Raw genomic sequence first — 17,742 nt, forward strand, 5'->3', positions numbered from 1 at the left:
TTCCGGGGCGCTGTGGTGAGGACCGAGTGGGTCATCACGAGCACGCTCGACGAGCACAGTGGAAAGAGGACCTCGTGATCTCCGAAGATCGAGTTCTGTTGCTGGACCTGGAGAATCTCGGCGCCACCCAACTCCGTCCACGGCCGTTGCGGGCACGGCTGGAAACGCTGCTGGCCGCCGCCGGGACGATCCACCACGCGGTGGCCGCCTACGCACGCCCCGACACCCTTGACGGTGATCCGCTCGCCTCGCAGCTGGCCCAGCTGCGGATCGCGCCGCTGCGCGTGGCACCCGGCCCCGACGCCGCCGAACTCGCACTGCTCGCCCACGCCCACCGCGTCCACGCCGACGGCATCCGCACCTTCCTCGTCGGCAGCGCGGACGGCCGCTTCGCCGAACTGGCCCGCCTCGGCCGAGTCGAACTGCTCGTCTGGAACGAGCAGCCGGTGGCCACCAAGCTCGCCGACGTCGTCCACCACGTCCACCGCCTGTCCCGCCCCACCGGGGCCGCGGCCGAGGAACCCGTCGACCGCGAGCAGCCCGAACCGGACTTCCCTCCTCCAGGCGCTCCGATCCCCGCTCCGGCCGACCCACGTCACACCGGGACCTCCCACGCCGCGCGGTTGCTCGCCGCGTTCACCACCGGCATCGGCATCGCCGCGGGTCAACGCTTTCTCGACGCGCTGCTCACCCGCCCGCGGCGATGACCACCGCCTACGACACGGCACACGACTCCGGCGTCGTGCGGGCCCACATGAACGGCCTCGAGCAGCGATCCGGGCAGCTCAGCCGCTGCCCCTGAAGTTTTTCAAGATTCTTTGCCCAGGATGGGGGGTGTTCCCGAGTCGAGACCCGACTAGCAGGGTAAGCGCGGGAACCAACCGGCATCCGCCTCCGGCGAGGAGACCCTCATGACGACGAACGGCGGACGACGAACCAGTCGCCCTCAACGTGATCGAGAACCTGCTGGGCGTGCTGTGGAGGCCCACCAGTCGTGATCGAGTCATCCGTGACCAACCCCGACGACGAGGACGAGGACGCCGACGGTCCCCCCGCCACCAGCGGCGGCGAACGGCTCCCCCTCAAGGAGTTCTTCGAGCTGTACCAACCCAAGATCCGGAACTACATAGCCAAGAAGGCACCCCGCGAAGCATTGACGGACATCGAGTCGAATATCTGGCTGGGCGTCCACCGGTCCTACGATCAAACTGTCCATAAAAACTGGAACAACTACATCTGGGGCATTGTCGACAATAAGATTGTAGATTGGCTTCGTGCGCGGGACAGTTCTCGGAAGCTACTAGAAGCGATCAAGCTAAAAACAGTAGAAGAGTTCGCCGAGCAGCCTGACATCTGCGACCAGGACGAATATATTCGCAGACACAGAGCATTACCCGAAGGGTTGTCGAAGCTCACCGAACCCCAGCGGACCGCAATTGACCTTCGGTTCGTCAAAGGCTTGACATGGAAGGATGTCGCGAACCACATGGGGATCAGGGTAAAAAGCGTACAAGGTCATGTCGATCGGGCGCTCGTCAAACTTCGGAAACATATGTCAGAGGTAGGACTCACTACTCCCGCGGCATCTCCTACGACCTTGAAGGAGGACAAGTGAACGCTGATGGCGACGGTCGCGACGACATCGAAGACCTGCTCTCGCGTCAGGCGCCTGACATCTCCTGGGTCGCGGACGTGCCGCCCCTGACCTTCGAGGACGTGCAGGCGCGCGCCGAGTCGCTCACGGCCGACGAGCAGGCGACGGTGGACGACGACATGCGGCGCATCGAACTCGGTCACGGCGCGCTGGAACTGGCTCGCGGCTACATCGCGATGGGTGATCTGAGCACCGCCGAGTACTACCTGACGATGGCCACGAATTACGGCGTGTCGGGCGTGAACAGCCTCCTCGGTCAGATCGACGAACTCCGGGCCGAGCTTCCGTCATACGAGAGGAACGACGACGGAAGCACGAACACTGACCTTTACTCTTCCAGCTTCCAGTGGGCGCGCAACATCGTCGACGACGCCAAGACCGAGGCGGCCCAGATCGTGGATGACGCGTTGTCCACCATGAAGCGAGTGATCAGTCAAGCCCAAGAGCGCGCCAGCGAAATTGTGGCGGCGGCCAGGGCTGAAGCCGCTGCCGAAAACCTGCTTGACACTCGGGGCGGGCTTGTCCGTGATGTCACCGGGTTCTCTTCGCCTGTCAAGTCGGAGCATGTCGTCAGTCGTACAGCTTTGGCTACAGCTGTGGCAAACTTTTTGCTCGTGAGCGGCGCGAAGCATGCGGATGAGCACGCGGACATGGTTTCGAAAACCGATCAGCATGGTAGGAAGATATGGGTAGCGTTCAAAAGTAGCGACTTCGCCTTGGACTCTTGGTTGTTCTCATGGCAAGCTCTTGCGGCCGCCGAAATCCTTGCAGGGAAGGAATCTGATGAAGACTTGAACGAAAACAAGGTTCTCCCGGATGCGCCCGTGACTAAAACAAGCCTTCTGGATTTCTCCAACGGACTATGGCATGCCAGGGAACGGGTCTTGCCAATATTGATCCCGAAGGCAGCACTGGACGCCTTCATTGTCACATCACCAAGAAGACTCGCACTATCCCGCGAAATCCCCATGCTTCACATCAGGCGCAGGGAGTCCGATCCGATCCCGGAATCGGTGGAAGATCGGCCGGGTGGAGTCGATGACAACTTCGACACCCAGGTCGGCGAGCCCAAACTGATCGGCGAGCTCAAGTTCGGCACCCAGATCGGCAAGCGCAAGTCGGCCTGGGTGGTCGATGACGCGAGGGACGACTGCAAGAAGTAGAAGCCGTACGCATCGGACGTGCACGAGTGAGGGCCCCGGCTCAGCCGGGGCCCCTCACAGGGTGCGCATTTCCTAGCCGATGCTCAGCTTCTCGAGCAGAACGACCAGGATGATCCTCAGGGCGTCCGGTGAGAGGAACGCCAGCGCGGCGACGGCGATCACGATGATCCCCACGAAGAACAGGGTGAGCAGGCACAGGCTTCGGATTCGGCGAGGATCGCCGAGCAGCTGGTGGACCATCGCGCTCCATGTTTCGGGGTCGTTCTCGTCGTGACGGCCGTCCGGCGCGTTACCGTTCGACGGCATTAGGCTCATGGTGCGGTGCTCCTCGGTTCCTAACGGCTACCTGGGTTAGCGCTGCGAATAGAGGGACCCTCCAGGCCCGGAGGGTCCCTCGCCGCGTTGATGCGCCGTTAACCCACTAGTCGCGGTCCGACCGGGAAACACCCCCTATCCGTCCGGATCTTTTCCGGGGAGCCGCTACCCCAGGCGCCGCGAGCCGGGGACCGGAAGCCCAGCGCCAGGCTCGCACCGCACCGGGCGGCGGTCGCGTCTCCTTCGTCGGCAGCGCGGGAGTCGTGTCCGCGTCGCCCTGCCAACCCAACTCCCAGACCACACCGACGTCCGAACGTCCTGCTCCGGACCAGCGATTGGTACGGACTGGGCGCTGGGCGGGACACTGGTCCACCACCTCGTTCCCGGCCGAAAAGAGCCTTCGCGTGACCATGTCGACGTCCCCGATCGTGCGCCGCTCGGCGCGCGCGTTACTGCTGGACGACCAGCAGCGGTTGGTGCTGATCAAACGCACCAAACAGGGGCAGTCCCCGTACTGGACCAGCCCCGGCGGCGGGATCGACGACGCCGACGCCACGGCAGAGGCAGCGCTGGAGCGGGAGTTGGCCGAGGAACTCGGTGCGACGGCCGCGGTCGGCGGCCGGGTCCTGCTGATCTCCTCCCCCACTAGTGGCGGGGTGTCGGTGCAGGAGGTCTTCATCGCGCGGCTGCGCACGCTGGACGAGGCCGCGCGCACAGGTGAGGAGTGGACCGACGGCCGCCGCGGCGGCTACGAGGTCGTGCACGTCCCGATCCACCAGGTCGACACGATCGACCTGAAGCCCGCCGTGCTGCGGGGCTTCGTGCTGGACAACGTCGACGCGCTGGTCGCCGAAGCCACCGACCTGGCCTAGCCGGGCACCCACCAGGACGCCGGGTCGAGCCGGAACCGCGTGGCGGCGGCGAACACCGCGGCCACGGTCGGCTCTCCGGCCGGGGCACAGGTGGTGAGCGCGGCGACGGCGCCGATCAGGAGCTGGTGGGACACGATCACCACCGGCCCGCCCAGGCCGGTGACGCCGTCGGCGAGCAGGTCTGCGGTGTCGCGTGCGGCTCGGGCCCGCGTGTGGAGGTCCTCGAGGCTTTCCCCGCCGGGCAGCGCGGTGCCGATGCGCCGGTGCCGATTCGTTTTCCACGCCGTGTACCGCGGCGGGTACTGCTCCGGGCCCAAGCCGAGCACGCAGTCCGGCGCCTGCCACTCCCGCAGCACCTCCAGCGCCGGAAGCAGCGGGACGGCCAAGGCATGGGCGAGCAGCTCGGCGGTCGTGCGGGCGCGGGGCAGCGGGCTGGACACGATCAGCACCGGGTTCACCATCCGCAGCCGGTCGGCCGCCGCGAGGGCTTCGTCGCGTCCGTGGTCGGAGAGCGGGGTGTCGGGTCGGGCGTGGGCGTGGGGGCGTTGTTCGCCGTCGATGCTGGTGCCGTGCCGCATCCACAGCACCGGCGCATACCGGTTTGCCGCGGTGGGCGGGGTCAGGTCAGGCACCAGCCGCCGTCCACGGTCAGCGTCTGGCCGGTGATGAACCCCGCTCCCCTGCTGGCCAGGAACGCCACCAGCGCGGCCACGTCGTCCGGGTGGCCGCGGCGCTGGAGGGCTTGGCGGCCGAGTTGGCGGATCTGCATCGCCGCGTAGTCCTCGACCACGGCCTGTTCGGCATCCACGACGATCGATCCGGCGCGCACCGTGTTGGCGGTGACGCCGTGCGGACCGAGCTCGCGGGCCAGCGCGCGGGTCAGGCCTTCGAGTCCGGCCTTGGCCGCGATGTACCCGGCCAACTCGACCCGGCCGACCCCGGCCAGCACCGACGAGATCGTGATCAGCCGTCCGCGGTCCCCTGCGGCGATCAGTGCGGGGGTGGCGGCGTGGGCGAGGGCGGCGTGGACGGTGAGGTTGAGGGTGACCTGCTCGGCGAACACCGAGGGGGTGCTGGCCTGCCACGGGATGCGTGGATAAGCGCCCGCCGCGCACACCAGCACCGCCGGACGGTGGTCGAGCAGGGCGGTGCTGGCCGCGGTCAGGCCGCCGGGAGTGGTGAGGTCGCCGGTGACGACGTCGACGGCCGCGCCTCGCCGCGCGCACGCGGCGGTGACGGCGTCCAGGTCGGGGCCGAGGCGCAGGTGGGTGAGCAGCAGGTCGTGGTTGGCGGCCAGGTGCTCGGCGATGGCAGCGCCGATGCCGCTGCCCGCACCGGTGATCGCCGCCCGCGCCCGCGCGGTGGGCTGGTGGTTCACGTCGGGTTCCTCGTGCTGGTGGTGGCCTGCCCGGTCTCGGCCGTCGGGCCGGTGGTGGTGAGGCCGAGTAGGTGGTGCAGGTCGGTGTCGTGGTCAAGCAGGTCGGCGAGCGCGGCCAGCAGCAGCGCGGCCCGCGGGAGCGGGAGGTCGGCCGGGCGGTGCACGGTGAGCAGCCGCATCAGCAGGTAGGGGCGCAGCCACCCGGCGACGTCGGGGACGCCGAGGTCTGCGGCCAGCGGCAGGATGAGGTCCTCGAGCCAGGCGCGGGCGAAGGCCGCGCGGGCGCCCCAGGGCCGGTGCTCGACGTGGAGTTCCACCGTGTCGTCGTGCTGGTGGACCGCGACGTCCGGTTCGTGGGCGGTGGCGGCGAGGGCGGTGGGGTGGTCGCGGTAGGCGGCAAGGTCGCGCACGGGGGTGAGCCAGGGGCCGTGGATCCACAGGTCGGCCAGCATCACCGCGAGTTCGCCGGGGATCGCGGTGCGTCCGGCGGTGTCGTAGTCCAGCCAGGTCGGGCCGTGCTGCGGGTGCCAGGCCAGGTTGAACGGGGTCGGGTCGCCCTGCCCGATCCCGGCGAGCACGGATCGGTGCGGGCCGAGGTCGTCGCGCAACTGCTCCACGAGCACGGCGAAGTCGATGCGGGTGGGGCGGCCGTTGACCACGAGCGGGGTGGTGGCCAGGTCGCGGGCGTGCAGCGAGCGCCCATCGGGGAACACCAGCCACGGGTCGGTGTGATGGTGGGTGTCGAGTCGGCCGCCGGGGGCGGCGCGGTCGCGGTAGAGCTTGCCGACGACCTCGCACCCGCACCGGAGTTCCGCGGTCTCGGTGAACACCCGCCGGTAGTGGCCGGTGAACGCGGCGGAGGCCGCAGCTAGGTGCGTGTGGTCGCCGGTGGCGTCGGCGTGACCGAGGACGTCGAGCAGCAGCCCGTGGTCGGGGCGCAGGTGCGGGACCCGGTCGTAGAGCAGCACGGTCGCGCCGGGTAGCCGCCGCGCGTGGTGCAGCCGCGGTACCGGGTAGTGCCCGGCCAGCGCCCGGTGGCCGGTGATCTCGGCGGCGGCTTCGTCGTGGTGGGGGTTGGCCTTGACGAACAGGGCACGGTGGCCGAGGTCGAGGTGCCAGGTGTGGTTGGCGGTGGCACGGCGGTGGTGCCCGATCCACAGCAGGGCGGCCACGCCGTTCACCACCAGCCGGCGGCGTGGCCGGCGACCGCGGCCACCTGGTCGGTGGGCAGGCCGGTGATCGCCGACGCACTCCCCCACAGGGTGTCGTCGAGGTCGTCGCGCACCGGGCAGCGGTCGGCGGCCGAGAGCATCGCGGAGAACCGGGTTCCCACGGTGGTGTGGTGGGGGTTGCCGGTGGTCCATTTGGTGTGGGCGTGGCGGGATGCCAGCCCGAGCACGGTCGGGCCGGTGCCGTCGCCGCGGCGGGTGAGCGCGGCCAAGTGCGTCAGGCCGGTGTCGTTGCCGATCACCAGCTCGGCGTCGGCGAACACGTCCACGCAGTCCGCCGCCGCCGGGGCGCCGAGGTTCCTCCACAGCTCGTGCTCGCGGGTGCCGGTGTCGGGTGCGTCGAGCATCCGGAACGACAGGCCGTCGCGGCGGGCGGCCAGTCGGCGGGCCAGGGCGGCGAAGCCGTCGGTGCCGACGTCCTTGCGGTCGGGGCGGCTGGTCGCGCCGACGAACACCACCCGCCCTACGGTCGCCGCGACGGTGTCGGAGCGGTAGGTGGGGGCGGGTGCGTGCTCGGCGGGCAGCCGAACCCCGAGTTCCTGCTCTAGGGCCAGGTAGTAGCGCATCGGCAGGTCGGCGTGGACGCGGACGAGGTGCTCGTCGATGGGCTCCAGCCAGGTCGGCGGCAGCTCCGGGGTGACCGTGAACCGCGACCCAGTGGCGTCGCGGGCGCGGGCGGTGCTGAGCACGTGGGGCCCGTCGGCGGTGGTGGCGGTGGCCGAGGTCAGGGGCAGGGTGCTGCGGAGCATGAGGTCGGGGCGGGGCCCGGAGTAGTGGAGGGGCTGCTCGGGTGCCGCGGCGGCGAGTCCGGCGGCGGTGGCCAAGCCGAGCAGGGTGTCGCCGAGGCTGCCGGCGGGCAGGTGCACCGTCCAGCCGTGCGCGCGGATCCGCGCGAGCCGCTGTTCGGTGTGGTCATCGGAGGGCGGGTGGTCACCGGCGTGGCGGCGGTAGGGCAGGCTCCGGCCCAGCGGAGCGTGCGGGTGGCGCACCAGCACGGGCCCGCCGCGGTGGACGTTGACGGTGGCGAAGTCCCACGGCGACGGCCGAGGTGACGGCCGTGGCGCGATCCCGGTGGCGGCCAGGGCCGCGGGGGCGCCGGGTGCGGTGGTCACAGGGTGGTCAGCGCGCACAGCCGCACCCCGATCCCGGCCAGGACCGCGCGGCCCGCGGCCGTGCGGTCTTCCACCAGGCACAGCGCGTCGGTGACCACGGCGCCCGCGGCCCGCAGCACTGCGGTCAGGTTGGCCAGCGTGCTGCCGGTGGTGACCTCGTCGTCGACCGGCACCACCCGCAGCCCTGCCACTGCGGCGTAGCTGAAAACCTCGACGCGGCGCGCGTGCGGTTCGTGGAACACCGCCTTGTTCGGTAACTCGAGGTCGAGTTTCCACGCGAGTTGGTAGGGCAGCCCGCTGGCCGCCGCCACCGCGAGGGTCGGCGGGATGCCCCCGGCGTCCAACCCGAACAGCAGATCCGGCGGGGTGTGGTCGGGCAGGTCGCGGTGGGCCTGCCACAGCGCGGCGCCGACCTGCGCGAGCCGGTCGGCGGTCACCGGGGCGGTGATGCCGTCGAGTTCGTGCACGACGCGGACGTCCCGTGCTTCCCCGGCCACGCCATGGCGGCGCACGTGCTCGGCGCGGTACGGGGACAGTGCGGCGATGGGTACGCCGGTGGTGCTCACGAGGTGGTCCTCCAGGTGGTGATGGTGTGCGACCGGTCGGTCAGGGTGAGGGCGGCCGCGAGCGCGGTCAGCAGCGCGGCCACGGCGTCGGGATCGCGCCGGTCGGCCGCAGTCCGGTGCAGGGCGGCGACGGCGGCCAGGGTGGGCAGCGGCGGCAGGTCGGGGTGGGCGCGGGCCAGGTCCGCGAGCACCAGGTCGCCGTCCTCGTCGCGCAGCTGCGGCTCGTGCCCGGCGCGCAGCAGGACCTTCGCCACCAGCACGAGGTGCTTGTGCACCGCACGGACGTCGGGGACCGGGTCGGCCAGCAGCCGGCGGCAGGTCATCAGCACTAACCCGAGTTCGCCGCGTCCGGCCCGGTCGTCGACCTCGGCGGCCGGGTCCGGCGGCCGGTAGCCGTCGCGGTGGTGCAGGACGCCATCGCCGGTGGCGGCCAGCAGCCGCAGGGCGTGCACGACCCGCGGCGGAACCCGCCCGACGGCCACCTCCGTGGTGGTGAGCATCGTCAACCCGGACTTCACCCCCGACAGGGGCGGCAACGTCGCGGGCACGGCCCGCAACCACGCGGCCGGGTAGGTGTCGCGCACCAGCAGCAGGTCCGCGTCCGACCAGTCGCGCGTCCAGTCGGCGCGGCCGGTGCTGCCGGTGGCCAGCAGCAGGGCGGTGTCGCCGTCGACCAGGTGCTCGATCACCCGCTCCAGCCAGTCCGCGTTCGTCGCGGCCACCCACCGGCCCCGCGCCGCCACCGCCGCCACCGAGTTCGGCGGGTGGCCGGGCACGGCGGGCGCGGGAACGGTGGCCAGCGCGGGCAGGGCAAGCTTCAGCGCGGCCAACGGGCCGGAGTTGTCGACCACGACGTCGGCGATGGCCTCGATGCGCTCCGCGCCGCGGCTGGCCTTCACCGCGTCGCGCCCGGTCAGGCTGACCACGCTCTCCACCGCGCGCGCCGCGCGGGTGGCGGGGTCGGTGCGCACGAACACCACCCGGCACAGCGGGCCGAGGCAGTCGCGCAGGTGCGCGGTGGCCTCCAGCCGGTGCGCGGACTCCAGCACCACCGGCCCGGTCTTGTTCGCCGCGGTGAACCGCAGCAGTTCCTCGGCCAGGCGCCGGGCCTGCTCCCGCTCGTCCCACACGGTGTAGGGGTCGGTCACGGCCGCGCGCAGCGCCGCGAGTTCCAGCAGGTAGCCGATCTTGAGCCGGGTCGCGCCGTGCTCGGCGACCAGCAGGGAGCCGAGCACGGACTTGCCCGCCTCCGACATCCCGCCCACCACCCACACCCGATCCGGAGTCGCCGCGGGCAGCCGCGAGACCGCGACCCCGTGCAGCGCAAGGACTTCGCGGACGCGCCGCTGCACACCGAGCACAGACTCCTGCCCGCGCACCAGCACTGCGTCGTAGACGCCGCGGTCGGTCTGCTCGGCCAGGATCCGCGCCAGCGCCTGCTGGTAGGCCACATACCAGGGGCCGGGCGGGGCCGGGTCCCTGGCGACGGCCAGCGCGGCTTCCCGCCCCGGGGCACCGTCTGCGTGCCGCAGCAGCAGGTGCACCTGGCCGCCGGTCACCGGCGGCGGGTCGACGGCTGCGGCCAGATCGGTGACCACGCGCAGCGCGTCGTCCGGGGCCAGGCCGTCCTTGACCACGCAGGTCGCCGCGCACACCGCCAGCAGCATCGGCAACCCGCGGTCCTCCAGCCGCAACCCGCCGCAGTGGGCCAGGCCGCGGGCGGTGTGGCTGCGCATCACCAGCGCCACGTGTTCGTCGGTGGGGCACTCGGCGAACCACCAGCGGGCGAACCCCGGCCCGGAGACCTTCGTCCACTGCGGGTCGTGGCCGTCGATGCCGCCCGCCGGGTCCGCGCCGGGCATCGCCGCGGCCAGCCACCGCAGCTGGGTGGTCTTGCCCGCGTTGTCCGCGCCGTTGAACGACACCACCGCGATCCCACTCCCCCGCTCGGGTCCAGCTGCGGTCCCGGCGGCGGACGTGGCGGCGGACGTGGCGGCGGACGTGGTCACGGTCGGGCTCCGTAGGTCTTGAGCGCCGTCCAGCCGGGAAGCCGTCGCTGCCCGGCCGCGACCTCGGCCAGCAACCCGTCGTAGGCCGCCGCCAGCTCGCGCAGCTGGGTCGCGGCGATCTCGGCGCGGGCGCGGTCGACCCGCTGGGCCCGGACCACCGCGATCACCAGGCGGTCGATCACCGACCCGACCGTCTCGGTGTGCAGCGCCGCACCCGCCCGGCAGGCGGGCGCGTAGGCGGCGACGTGCTCGTTGAGCCGGTCGACCAAAGCCACGCGGCGGGCGTTGAGCTCGTCGATGCGCCGCTTGGCCACGGCCACCTCGACAGGCCCGCCGCAGCGGCTGCGGTCCTCGGCCGACCACTGCTCCCGGTGCCCCGCGGCCAACTCGCCCACCAGGCACCGCAGGAACGCCGACGCGGGCATGACCGGCGTGGTGGCCGCGGTGTCGCACCACGCCAGCAGGTCCGCCGACGACGGGGCGAGCACACCGGGATGCTGCGCGGCGGCCGAGCGTGGGGTTTCGGTGGTTGTGGTGACCGGCATGGCGGCTCCCTGGTGGACGGCTCCCGCGGTCGATGGACGCGGAGGGACACCGAGCAAACCCGGTTCCGGCCAGGGTCGGCAGGTGCACGAGGGGGGTCACGGTGGCACGCGAACCGCACACACACAGCACCCGGACCAGTACGCTGCGTTGACCTGGACGAGGAGGTGGCGACGGTGCCCTCAGCCGGTCTGCGCCAACCCAACACCCGGCTCGCCGCGCTGCTCGACCACACCGGCATGTCGAGCAGTTCGCTGGCCGCGCGCGTCAACCACCGCGCCCGCCGCGGCGGGATCAGCGTCTCCTACACCCACCGCTCCATCGCGAACTGGCGCGCGGGCATCACCCCGCAACCGCCGATCCGCCGGGTGATCGCCGAGGTGCTCGGCGACGCGCTGGGCCGGTTCGTCCCGCTCTCGGAGATCGGCTTCCACGCCGAGGACGACGACGACCAGGCGGGCCTGCACTTCCCGCGAGACCCGGCCAAGGCCATCGCCGTGGCCACCGACTTCTGGAGCGTCATGGACCGCCGAGCACTGCTCACCGCCGGCGTGGCCGCCACCGCGTTCACGACCCCGTTGTGCCGGTGGCTGACCACCGACACCGACACCGCCCTGCCCGGCCCGGTCACGCCGGGGCGGCGGGTGGGCCGCCACGATGTCGAGGACCTCATTGCCACCGCCCAGGACGCGCGCCGCGCCGACTCCCGCTTCGGCGGCGGGAACTGGCGTGTGCGGATGGTCGACACCTGCCTGACCGACCGCGCGACCCCGCTGCTGCACGGCACCTACACCGACACCACCGGCCGCACGTTGTTCGCCGCCGTCGCCGAACTGTCGCAGGTGGCCGGGTGGAGCGCGGTCGACCGCGGCGCGCACGGCCTGGCGCAGCGCCACTTCATCCAGGGCCTGCGCCTGGCCCGCGCCGCGGGCGACGTCCCGCTCGGCTGCTACCTGCTGGCGTGCATGGCGTTGCAGGCCACGCTGTGCGACCACCACGACATCGCCATCGACATGCTCGACGCGGCCACCGAACGCGGCCGAGGCCGCGCCACCCCACGCGTGCTCGGCTTCTGCCAGCTCGTCGCGGCCAGGGTGTTCGCCAGATCCGGCGACGCGCCGCGGGCGCTACGCGCACTAAGTGCCGCCGAGACCCTGCTCGACCGCGCCGAGTCCACCGACACTGGCGACGACCCGCGGTGGATCGGGTTCTTCGGCCGCACCCGGCTCGCGGCCGACGCGGTGGAAATCCACCGCGACCTCGAACTCCCCTCCCGCGCCCGCACATGGAACGCCCACGCCGGGACCAACGCCGCGTTCACCCGCTCCCACAGCCTGCGCCAGGTGGTGCTGGCCAGCACCTACCTGCAAGGCGAGGCCGACCTGGACGCCGCGCTGGCCCACGGCCACAGCGCGCTACGCGGCCTGGCCGGGATCGCCTCGGCCCGCGCGGACGGCTACTTCCGGGACCTGGCCGACCGGTTCACGCCATGGGCGACCGAACCTGCGGTCGCCGACTTCCTCCACCACGCCCGCGCTGCCTGAACCTTGTTCCACCGTCGGAACCCAGCAGGCTGGCCTGCCGGTCCAGCGCGCTGCTGAACCTTTTACATCGATCCCCTGCTCGTGAGGGGTGCGACAGGACACGAAAGTCATATCGAAAAGGCCAAATCCTGGCGTGCTCGCAGTCTCAGGCGATGGCAGTGACCCGTAGTACCAACGGGCAGTCCTGTGGTACTGACGAGTAACCCTACGGTTGGCAGGGCGAGCCAGCGGCTGGGACGTGAACGGGGTGGATGCTTGCTCGGCACGTTCACCCAGGTCAGGCCTATCACATGTACGGATAAGGTGTTGGCTTGTACATCGATCCGGAATCCGGAAGGTATTACCGAAGAGTGACCGGAAGGAGAGTCGTTTCGATATTCCAATTATGAAAGTTGGTTTTACAAGCGAAAAGCTAGGAGACATACGAAAACATGGACAAGAGGGGCAAAATTACCGGAGAGTAAGGTGTGGATTCAACAGCCACTACCGGAACGGTTAGTGAATCCAGACCGTTGTACACGCCCCGACACCCCGGTTGACCAGTGTCAACCATGTTCCACTGCGATTGACTGCGTTCCACTGCGCCGAGCTCCGACGGTAGAGCTGACTCAGCGCGTCTTCCACTCGTCAAGGGTCGACGGTGACGGGTTGCTAGAGAGGAACAATGCACCCTCCACGGTGGGGGTGCATTCATGGGGAGTGGCGCGAACGAACTCACGTGCTACTCTGTGCGCAGACGCAAAGGACCCCCTAGGCCGTTTCGCCAGGTACGTAAACCTGGACTGGCCTTGGAGGTCCGCTGCGTTTAGCTATGCGGTCATACTTGCCTTGGTACCGCCAGTATAGGCATGTCGGAGGAGTTCGTGCCACTCCCACCGACGCGGCCAGGCCGCACAGCGCAGAGGCCCCCCAGCAGCGGAAACGCTGTCGGGGGGCCTCTCTCGTTGAGCATCAGGACCGGTGTCGCAACCGTCTCGGCGGGTAGCTATCCAGGCGAGTCGTCGGTGTCCTCCTGATCGGCACGGCTGGCCGAGCACCGTGCCGATCAGAACGGGCCGCGGATCCGTCCGCCGCTTCTCTCGTAGAGCGTGACAGCCTCGGCGAGGGCCTTGGTCACCGCTTGGACGAGGTCGCCGTGGAAGGTGTAGTCGTTCTGGTCCTCGATGGAGTCCAGATCGATCGTGGAGACGAACTCCCCGTCGCGCAGGCTCGCTCCGTTGCGTCGCAGGGCGGGTATGGGCCAGAACCGTCCGATCGAGCCGTCCTCCAGCAGCAACCCCGGTGAATCCATCCACTCGCCCTTGCCGTGACGCAGGCCCGCGGTGTGCGCGATGATCCAGCAGCGCTGGTGCAGCACGACGCGGTAGGACTTCCCGGCTGCGTCCCGGTACTGACCCCGTTGGTACCACTTCGCCGGCTCCACTCTGGTGTGGGTGTCGGTCCCGAGGTTGATCAAATGGGGTACGGCCTGCAAGCAGAGCTCCCGCACTCGCTCCCACACCTGCTGCTTCTGCTCGGCTTCGCGGCGGCGATGGGCGGCCGCGGCGTCGGCCTGAGCGCGGGACCGGTGGATGGCATCGTCAAGGCTCACGCACAGAGGGTAACCGGATAGCAGCGCCGTTTGGCGAACCTGCTGCATGGCCAAAAACGATCGTTTGTGACCCACCACGGCGCCGGCGGGGACGGGCACGCGCGCCCGCGCCCGCGCCGCTGACCACTTGGACCGCAAAGTAGGTCGCCGAAGTGGCAGAGATCGACGCGTAGTCCGCGCGGGATTTGGTGCGTTCGCCTGGGCTGGCCTGCCTGGATCGAAGCCCCGCCTCACACCCCGGTGACCCAGGGTGTTCAGCCCTTTACGCTCTGACCTCATGAGTGAACAGACCGCATCATCGTTCGACACCCCCTGGTACCTGCTCTTACTGCTCGCGATAGCCGAGATCTCCTCGGCGGCGGTGGCGACGGTCGGGATCGGCGGCGCATACGCGGCGCTGGAGCTGCCCGCGATACTGACCTTCGCCATGCCGCTGGCCATCCATCTGACTGCCCTATGCGCGACCTGGGTGGGAGTCCGCTCGATCGACCCCCGTCGAAGCAACGCCATGAGGCAGGGGGTCCTCGCGCTCGCCGCCATCCTGATGGTGCTGGGCGCGCTCACCACGCAGTTGCGCATCAGCCGATTCGACCTGCTCGCCATGATCGTCGGCGGCGTCGTCTCCGGTACCGGCCCATTGCTGCTGGCGCTCGTGCTGTCCCCGGCACCGGCGAAGACGCCCGATGCCGCCCGGCAGGGCTGAAGAAGATCTCGCGGCTTCACCTGACGGCGGCGGCCTGCGCGGCGCAAGTGAGTCGGAAGGCGTCCGGCCCATACCGGCATGCCAGCTTCGGCCAAGAGAAAGGCATGCAGTCCGGTCGACAGCCCGGAGAAAAGTCGAGAATCCGGCGTGGTGATCAGGGAGGGCAGGGAAGCCTCAGGCTCCCGCCCTCCCTGCAGCGCCGCCGGCCACTTGGGAATGTCAGCCTTGAACGATGAACCCCCCTCGCGCATCACGCCCTCGCCGACTTTCTCCCCCAAGCCCGCCCAGCCGGACTCCCCGCACTCCCGGCCTCCTTCGGTCAGGCACGAGTCGCGGACGTCGATTACCGACTCACCGGTCGTGGAACTGGACGGCAGTTGCCTCGCTGCTCGCGGCGCTGGCGGCCGTCGGGGGTGTCGTATTCACCGGCCTGTCGTTGCAGGCCACTCGCGCACAGAACACGGTGGCCGAGCAGAACCAGCTCACCGACCGCTTCACCAAGGCGGTTGACCAGCTTGACCGCGCCGGTGCCGACCACCTGCAGGCCCGCCTCGGCGGGATCTACGCACTCGAACGCCTGTCCCTGGACTCTCCCCGTGACTACTCGACCATCACTGAGGTCCTGTCCGCGTTCATTCGGAGCGCCGCCCCGCGTCCCCAAGTCGACGGTCTGCCGGAGGCATGTCCGGACCGGCCGCCGACATTCGACGTGCAAGCCGCGCTGACCGTGCTCGGCCGCCGCGGCCCCGGCCCCAACCGGCAGGTTCGCCCAGGCTTCTACGACGTCAATTCTGTCGACTTGTCCCAAACCTGCCTGCGCCACGTGGACTTCCTCGGGGCGGACTTCTCCCGTGCCAACTTTCGACAAGCTGATCTCACCAAGGCGCGCCTCATCGGAGTGGACCTCATCGGGGCACTTTTTGTCGGCGCAAACCTCAGCGGCGTGGACTTTGCCGGTTCGGACCTCGGGAGCGCGCTCCTCACCGACACAGACCTCGGTGGCGCAAACCTCACCGATTCGCTGCACACCGAGGAGACCATGATCGACGGCGCGAGGACCGACGAGGCCACCACGGGCGCTTGGTGGCGTTGATCTTGTTGCAAAAGGATCGTTTCTCGACATGATCCACAACAGGGGGTCCGAAACCCGTCCGCCGAGTGCGAAACTGTTGTAAAAGATGTTGAAAAGTCTGTGTGTTCAACAAGTCTTCAACCACCCTTTCTAATACACTTTGGGGCATGACGCACACTTGGCTTCCGCCCGGCGACTGGTTCCACTTCGACAACGACGACCTCGGCGCCGCTCCACCGGGCGAGGGGCTGGCGCTGCTGGTGAGCGCGGAAGGCCGGGTGTCCGGGATCGTGGCCGTCGGTCCGCGGCTCGGCCTGCGGTTGCTGGAGCCGGGCGTGGTCGACACGTGGGCGGTCGACCAGGTGCACACGGCCGACGGCCACATGCTGCGGGTGGGCACCGTCGACATCAGGGACTGGACCGGCGACCGCCTGGTCGACGTCGGGGTGGCGGCGGTTTGCCGGGTCGGCTACTTCGCCCCGGACCGGGTGTTCGTCGTGGGCGCGGTGGTCCCCGACGCGCGGCCGGACCCAGTCGCCGAACTGGCGGCCGGGCGGGTCACGGTGCAGATCGAGCCGCGCCTGTCGACGGGGGACCGGCCGGTCCTCGCGGGCGTGTCCGTCCACCCGCCCGCCGCGGCGCCCGACGCCCCGGCCGGGCCACCTCCGGTACGTCGGGTGTGGTCCTGATGCCCAGCACCTCGCGCGAGGTCGCGCCGGTCCCCTTGGAGTTGGACGGTGATCCGCTCGACGCGATCGGCGGCGGCGATCTCGTCGGCTACGCGCGGGTGTCCACCGGCGAGCAGATCCTCGACCGCCAGCTCGACGCGCTGCGCGCCGCGCGATGCATGCGGGTATTCATGGAGAAGCAGTCCGGCAAGGACGCCGACCGCCCGGAACTGCGGGCGTGCATGGACTACCTGCGGCCCGGCGACACCCTCGTGGTGCTGGAACTCGCACGGCTGGGCCGCAACCTGCAGGATCTGCTCTCCCTGGTCGCAGGCCTGCGCCGCCGCGGTGTCGGGTTCCGGTCGCTGCACGAGGCGCTGGACACCACCACCCCCGGCGGCAGGTTGGTTTTCCACGTGTTCGCCGCGCTCGCGGAGTTCATCCGCGAGCTGATCGTGCAGGGCACCCACGAGGGCCTGGCCGCCGCACGGGCCCGCGGCGTACGGCTCGGGCGGCCGCCGGCGATGACCCCGGAGCAGATCCGACACGCCCGCGCCCTGCTGGCCCAACCCGACGAGACCGTCTCCTCGATCGCCCGCCTGCTCGGGGTGAGCCGCGCGACGATCTACAAGTACGTGTCCGAGGTGCGGGGGGACGACCTGCCCGCGGGGAGCGCCACGGTGACCGCCGCGGCGTTGTCCGCCGGTCGGGTCGATGGCGAGGTCGTCGACCGGTGAGCGTCCCGGAACAGGTCACGAAACGCGGGGGCGTTGTGGAGCGGCTGTCCACGCTGGCGTCGAGGATTTCCGGCGGGGAGCCGGTGCTGGACCGGGCGCGCGACCGCGCCCGCGAGGCCGTGGAGATCGTCTCCGCCGCGGTCGTGGTCGACCCGACCTTGCTCGACCGCGACCGTGACCGTGACATCGAGGTAGTCGCCGAACTTCTGCGCCAGCTCCACCCGCTGGCCCACCAAGCCGCCCACGCTCTGGAGCATGGCCGCCTCACCGCGACCAACGCCCCCGCGCGCGCGAACTTGCCCGGCTCGGCCGGATCAACTCCTTGGCCCCGGCTGAGCTGGACGCCCTGTCGGAGCACCTGGTCGTACTCGCCGAGCGGGTCCGGGCCGCAGCGCTCCCGGACTGGAACACCCCCCGCCGCATCAGGGAACGGTCCGAGCGCCTGCTGCCCTCCCCGCGCTTCCTGATCGACCTGGCCGACCAGTTGGCGGCCGCCGTCGCTGCGGCGGCCGCGCTGCCTTATCCGGCCGCCGCGGCGATCCGCTTGGAGGCCTTGGCCGAGCAGCTCCGCGACGTCGTCGGCGAC

19 protein-coding genes are annotated in these 17,742 nt (G+C 70.4%); 10 read left to right on the plus strand and 9 right to left on the minus strand.

The genetic code is table 11. From position 1 onward, the window contains the following. Positions 1 to 74 precede the first annotated feature (74 nt). The 3 genes from RM788_RS00130 (at position 75) to RM788_RS00140 (ending at position 2,817) form a co-directional block, all read left to right on the plus strand. Positions 75 to 707, plus strand: a complete 633-nt coding sequence (locus RM788_RS00130; RefSeq protein ID WP_315929365.1) for a hypothetical protein — start codon at positions 75 to 77, stop codon at positions 705 to 707. Positions 708 to 994: 287 nt separating this feature from the next. After that, the gene (locus RM788_RS00135) at positions 995 to 1,615 is read left to right on the plus strand and encodes an RNA polymerase sigma factor (RefSeq protein WP_315929364.1); all 621 of its coding nucleotides are present in this window, start codon (positions 995 to 997) and stop codon (positions 1,613 to 1,615) included. Next, positions 1,612 to 2,817 (plus strand): hypothetical protein, encoded by a 1,206-nt coding sequence (locus RM788_RS00140; protein ID WP_315929363.1) that lies wholly within the window; start codon positions 1,612 to 1,614, stop codon positions 2,815 to 2,817. Before RM788_RS00135 ends, RM788_RS00140 begins: the two co-directional genes overlap by 4 nt. Positions 2,818 to 2,889: 72 nt before the next feature. On the opposite strand, the gene RM788_RS00145 is transcribed toward RM788_RS00140, so the two are convergent. Continuing rightward, positions 2,890 to 3,123, minus strand: a complete 234-nt coding sequence (locus RM788_RS00145; protein ID WP_315929362.1) for a hypothetical protein — start codon at positions 3,121 to 3,123, stop codon at positions 2,890 to 2,892. A gap of 419 nt (positions 3,124 to 3,542) precedes the next feature. On the opposite strand from RM788_RS00145, the gene RM788_RS00150 reads away from it, so the two are divergent. Continuing rightward, positions 3,543 to 4,004 (plus strand): NUDIX domain-containing protein, encoded by a 462-nt coding sequence (locus RM788_RS00150; protein ID WP_315934947.1) that lies wholly within the window; start codon positions 3,543 to 3,545, stop codon positions 4,002 to 4,004. Here the strand turns inward: RM788_RS00150 and RM788_RS00155 are convergent. The 7 genes from RM788_RS00155 to RM788_RS00185 are packed head-to-tail and all read right to left on the minus strand — an operon-like array spanning position 4,001 to position 10,843. Further along, positions 4,001 to 4,636, minus strand: a complete 636-nt coding sequence (locus RM788_RS00155) for a histidine phosphatase family protein (protein ID WP_315929361.1) — start codon at positions 4,634 to 4,636, stop codon at positions 4,001 to 4,003. The genes RM788_RS00150 and RM788_RS00155 overlap by 4 nt on opposite strands. Then, on the minus strand, positions 4,624 to 5,382 hold the full coding sequence (locus tag RM788_RS00160) for an SDR family NAD(P)-dependent oxidoreductase (RefSeq protein WP_315929360.1): 759 nt from the start codon (positions 5,380 to 5,382) through the stop codon (positions 4,624 to 4,626). The genes RM788_RS00155 and RM788_RS00160 overlap by 13 nt, the downstream gene beginning before the upstream one ends. After that, positions 5,379 to 6,554: a hypothetical protein gene (locus tag RM788_RS00165; RefSeq protein WP_315929359.1), complete on the minus strand. Its 1,176-nt coding sequence runs from the start codon at positions 6,552 to 6,554 to the stop codon at positions 5,379 to 5,381. The genes RM788_RS00160 and RM788_RS00165 overlap by 4 nt, the downstream gene beginning before the upstream one ends. 5 nt (positions 6,555 to 6,559) lie before the next feature. After that, positions 6,560 to 7,741: a glycosyltransferase family 9 protein gene (locus tag RM788_RS00170; protein ID WP_315929358.1), complete on the minus strand. Its 1,182-nt coding sequence runs from the start codon at positions 7,739 to 7,741 to the stop codon at positions 6,560 to 6,562. Then, positions 7,720 to 8,289, minus strand: a complete 570-nt coding sequence (locus RM788_RS00175) for a phosphoribosyltransferase (protein WP_315929357.1) — start codon at positions 8,287 to 8,289, stop codon at positions 7,720 to 7,722. Before RM788_RS00175 ends, RM788_RS00170 begins: the two co-directional genes overlap by 22 nt. Further along, positions 8,286 to 10,298 (minus strand): hypothetical protein, encoded by a 2,013-nt coding sequence (locus RM788_RS00180; protein WP_315929356.1) that lies wholly within the window; start codon positions 10,296 to 10,298, stop codon positions 8,286 to 8,288. Before RM788_RS00180 ends, RM788_RS00175 begins: the two co-directional genes overlap by 4 nt. Further along, the gene (locus tag RM788_RS00185; RefSeq protein ID WP_315929355.1) at positions 10,295 to 10,843 is read right to left on the minus strand and encodes a DUF4254 domain-containing protein; all 549 of its coding nucleotides are present in this window, start codon (positions 10,841 to 10,843) and stop codon (positions 10,295 to 10,297) included. Before RM788_RS00185 ends, RM788_RS00180 begins: the two co-directional genes overlap by 4 nt. 174 nt (positions 10,844 to 11,017) lie before the next feature. On the opposite strand from RM788_RS00185, the gene RM788_RS00190 reads away from it, so the two are divergent. Beyond that, positions 11,018 to 12,385 carry an NsdA family TPR-like regulatory protein gene (locus RM788_RS00190; RefSeq protein WP_315929354.1) on the plus strand — a complete coding sequence of 456 codons (1,368 nt, stop codon included), beginning with the start codon at positions 11,018 to 11,020 and terminating at the stop codon, positions 12,383 to 12,385. A 1,045-nt stretch (positions 12,386 to 13,430) separates the two neighbouring features. Here RM788_RS00190 and RM788_RS00195 read toward each other — a convergent pair. After that, on the minus strand, positions 13,431 to 13,976 hold the full coding sequence (locus RM788_RS00195; protein WP_315929353.1) for a hypothetical protein: 546 nt from the start codon (positions 13,974 to 13,976) through the stop codon (positions 13,431 to 13,433). 277 nt (positions 13,977 to 14,253) lie between these two features. Here RM788_RS00195 and RM788_RS00200 point away from each other — a divergent pair, with 277 nt between their 5' ends. The 5 genes from RM788_RS00200 to RM788_RS00220 all read left to right on the plus strand — a co-directional run bounded on the left by RM788_RS00200 (position 14,254) and on the right by RM788_RS00220 (position 17,623). After that, positions 14,254 to 14,679 carry a hypothetical protein gene (locus RM788_RS00200; RefSeq protein ID WP_315929352.1) on the plus strand — a complete coding sequence of 142 codons (426 nt, stop codon included), beginning with the start codon at positions 14,254 to 14,256 and terminating at the stop codon, positions 14,677 to 14,679. 463 nt (positions 14,680 to 15,142) lie between these two features. Beyond that, the gene (locus RM788_RS00205; RefSeq protein WP_315929351.1) at positions 15,143 to 15,772 is read left to right on the plus strand and encodes a pentapeptide repeat-containing protein; all 630 of its coding nucleotides are present in this window, start codon (positions 15,143 to 15,145) and stop codon (positions 15,770 to 15,772) included. A gap of 146 nt (positions 15,773 to 15,918) precedes the next feature. Next, positions 15,919 to 16,440, plus strand: coding sequence for a hypothetical protein (locus RM788_RS00210; protein ID WP_315929350.1), 522 nt, complete (start codon positions 15,919 to 15,921; stop codon positions 16,438 to 16,440). Next, entirely contained in the window at positions 16,440 to 17,156 is a 717-nt protein-coding gene (locus RM788_RS00215) for a recombinase family protein (RefSeq protein ID WP_315929349.1), read from the plus strand. Before RM788_RS00210 ends, RM788_RS00215 begins: the two co-directional genes overlap by 1 nt. After that, on the plus strand, positions 17,153 to 17,623 hold the full coding sequence (locus tag RM788_RS00220) for a hypothetical protein (protein ID WP_315929348.1): 471 nt from the start codon (positions 17,153 to 17,155) through the stop codon (positions 17,621 to 17,623). The genes RM788_RS00215 and RM788_RS00220 overlap by 4 nt, the downstream gene beginning before the upstream one ends. Positions 17,624 to 17,742 lie beyond the last annotated feature (119 nt).

The sequence above is a fragment of the Umezawaea sp. Da 62-37 genome, from assembly GCF_032460545.1.
In the GTDB taxonomy this organism is placed as follows: domain Bacteria; phylum Actinomycetota; class Actinomycetes; order Mycobacteriales; family Pseudonocardiaceae; genus Umezawaea.

Coding starts and splice junctions, on each gene's coding strand:
- RM788_RS00145 (WP_315929362.1), bottom strand. CDS start 3,123: ATGCCGTCGAACGGTAACGCGCCGGACGGCCGTCACGACGAGAACGAC.
- RM788_RS00150 (WP_315934947.1), top strand. CDS start 3,543: ATGTCGACGTCCCCGATCGTGCGCCGCTCGGCGCGCGCGTTACTGCTG.
- RM788_RS00185 (WP_315929355.1), bottom strand. CDS start 10,843: ATGCCGGTCACCACAACCACCGAAACCCCACGCTCGGCCGCCGCGCAG.
- RM788_RS00200 (WP_315929352.1), top strand. CDS start 14,254: ATGAGTGAACAGACCGCATCATCGTTCGACACCCCCTGGTACCTGCTC.
- RM788_RS00210 (WP_315929350.1), top strand. CDS start 15,919: ATGACGCACACTTGGCTTCCGCCCGGCGACTGGTTCCACTTCGACAAC.
- RM788_RS00215 (WP_315929349.1), top strand. CDS start 16,440: ATGCCCAGCACCTCGCGCGAGGTCGCGCCGGTCCCCTTGGAGTTGGAC.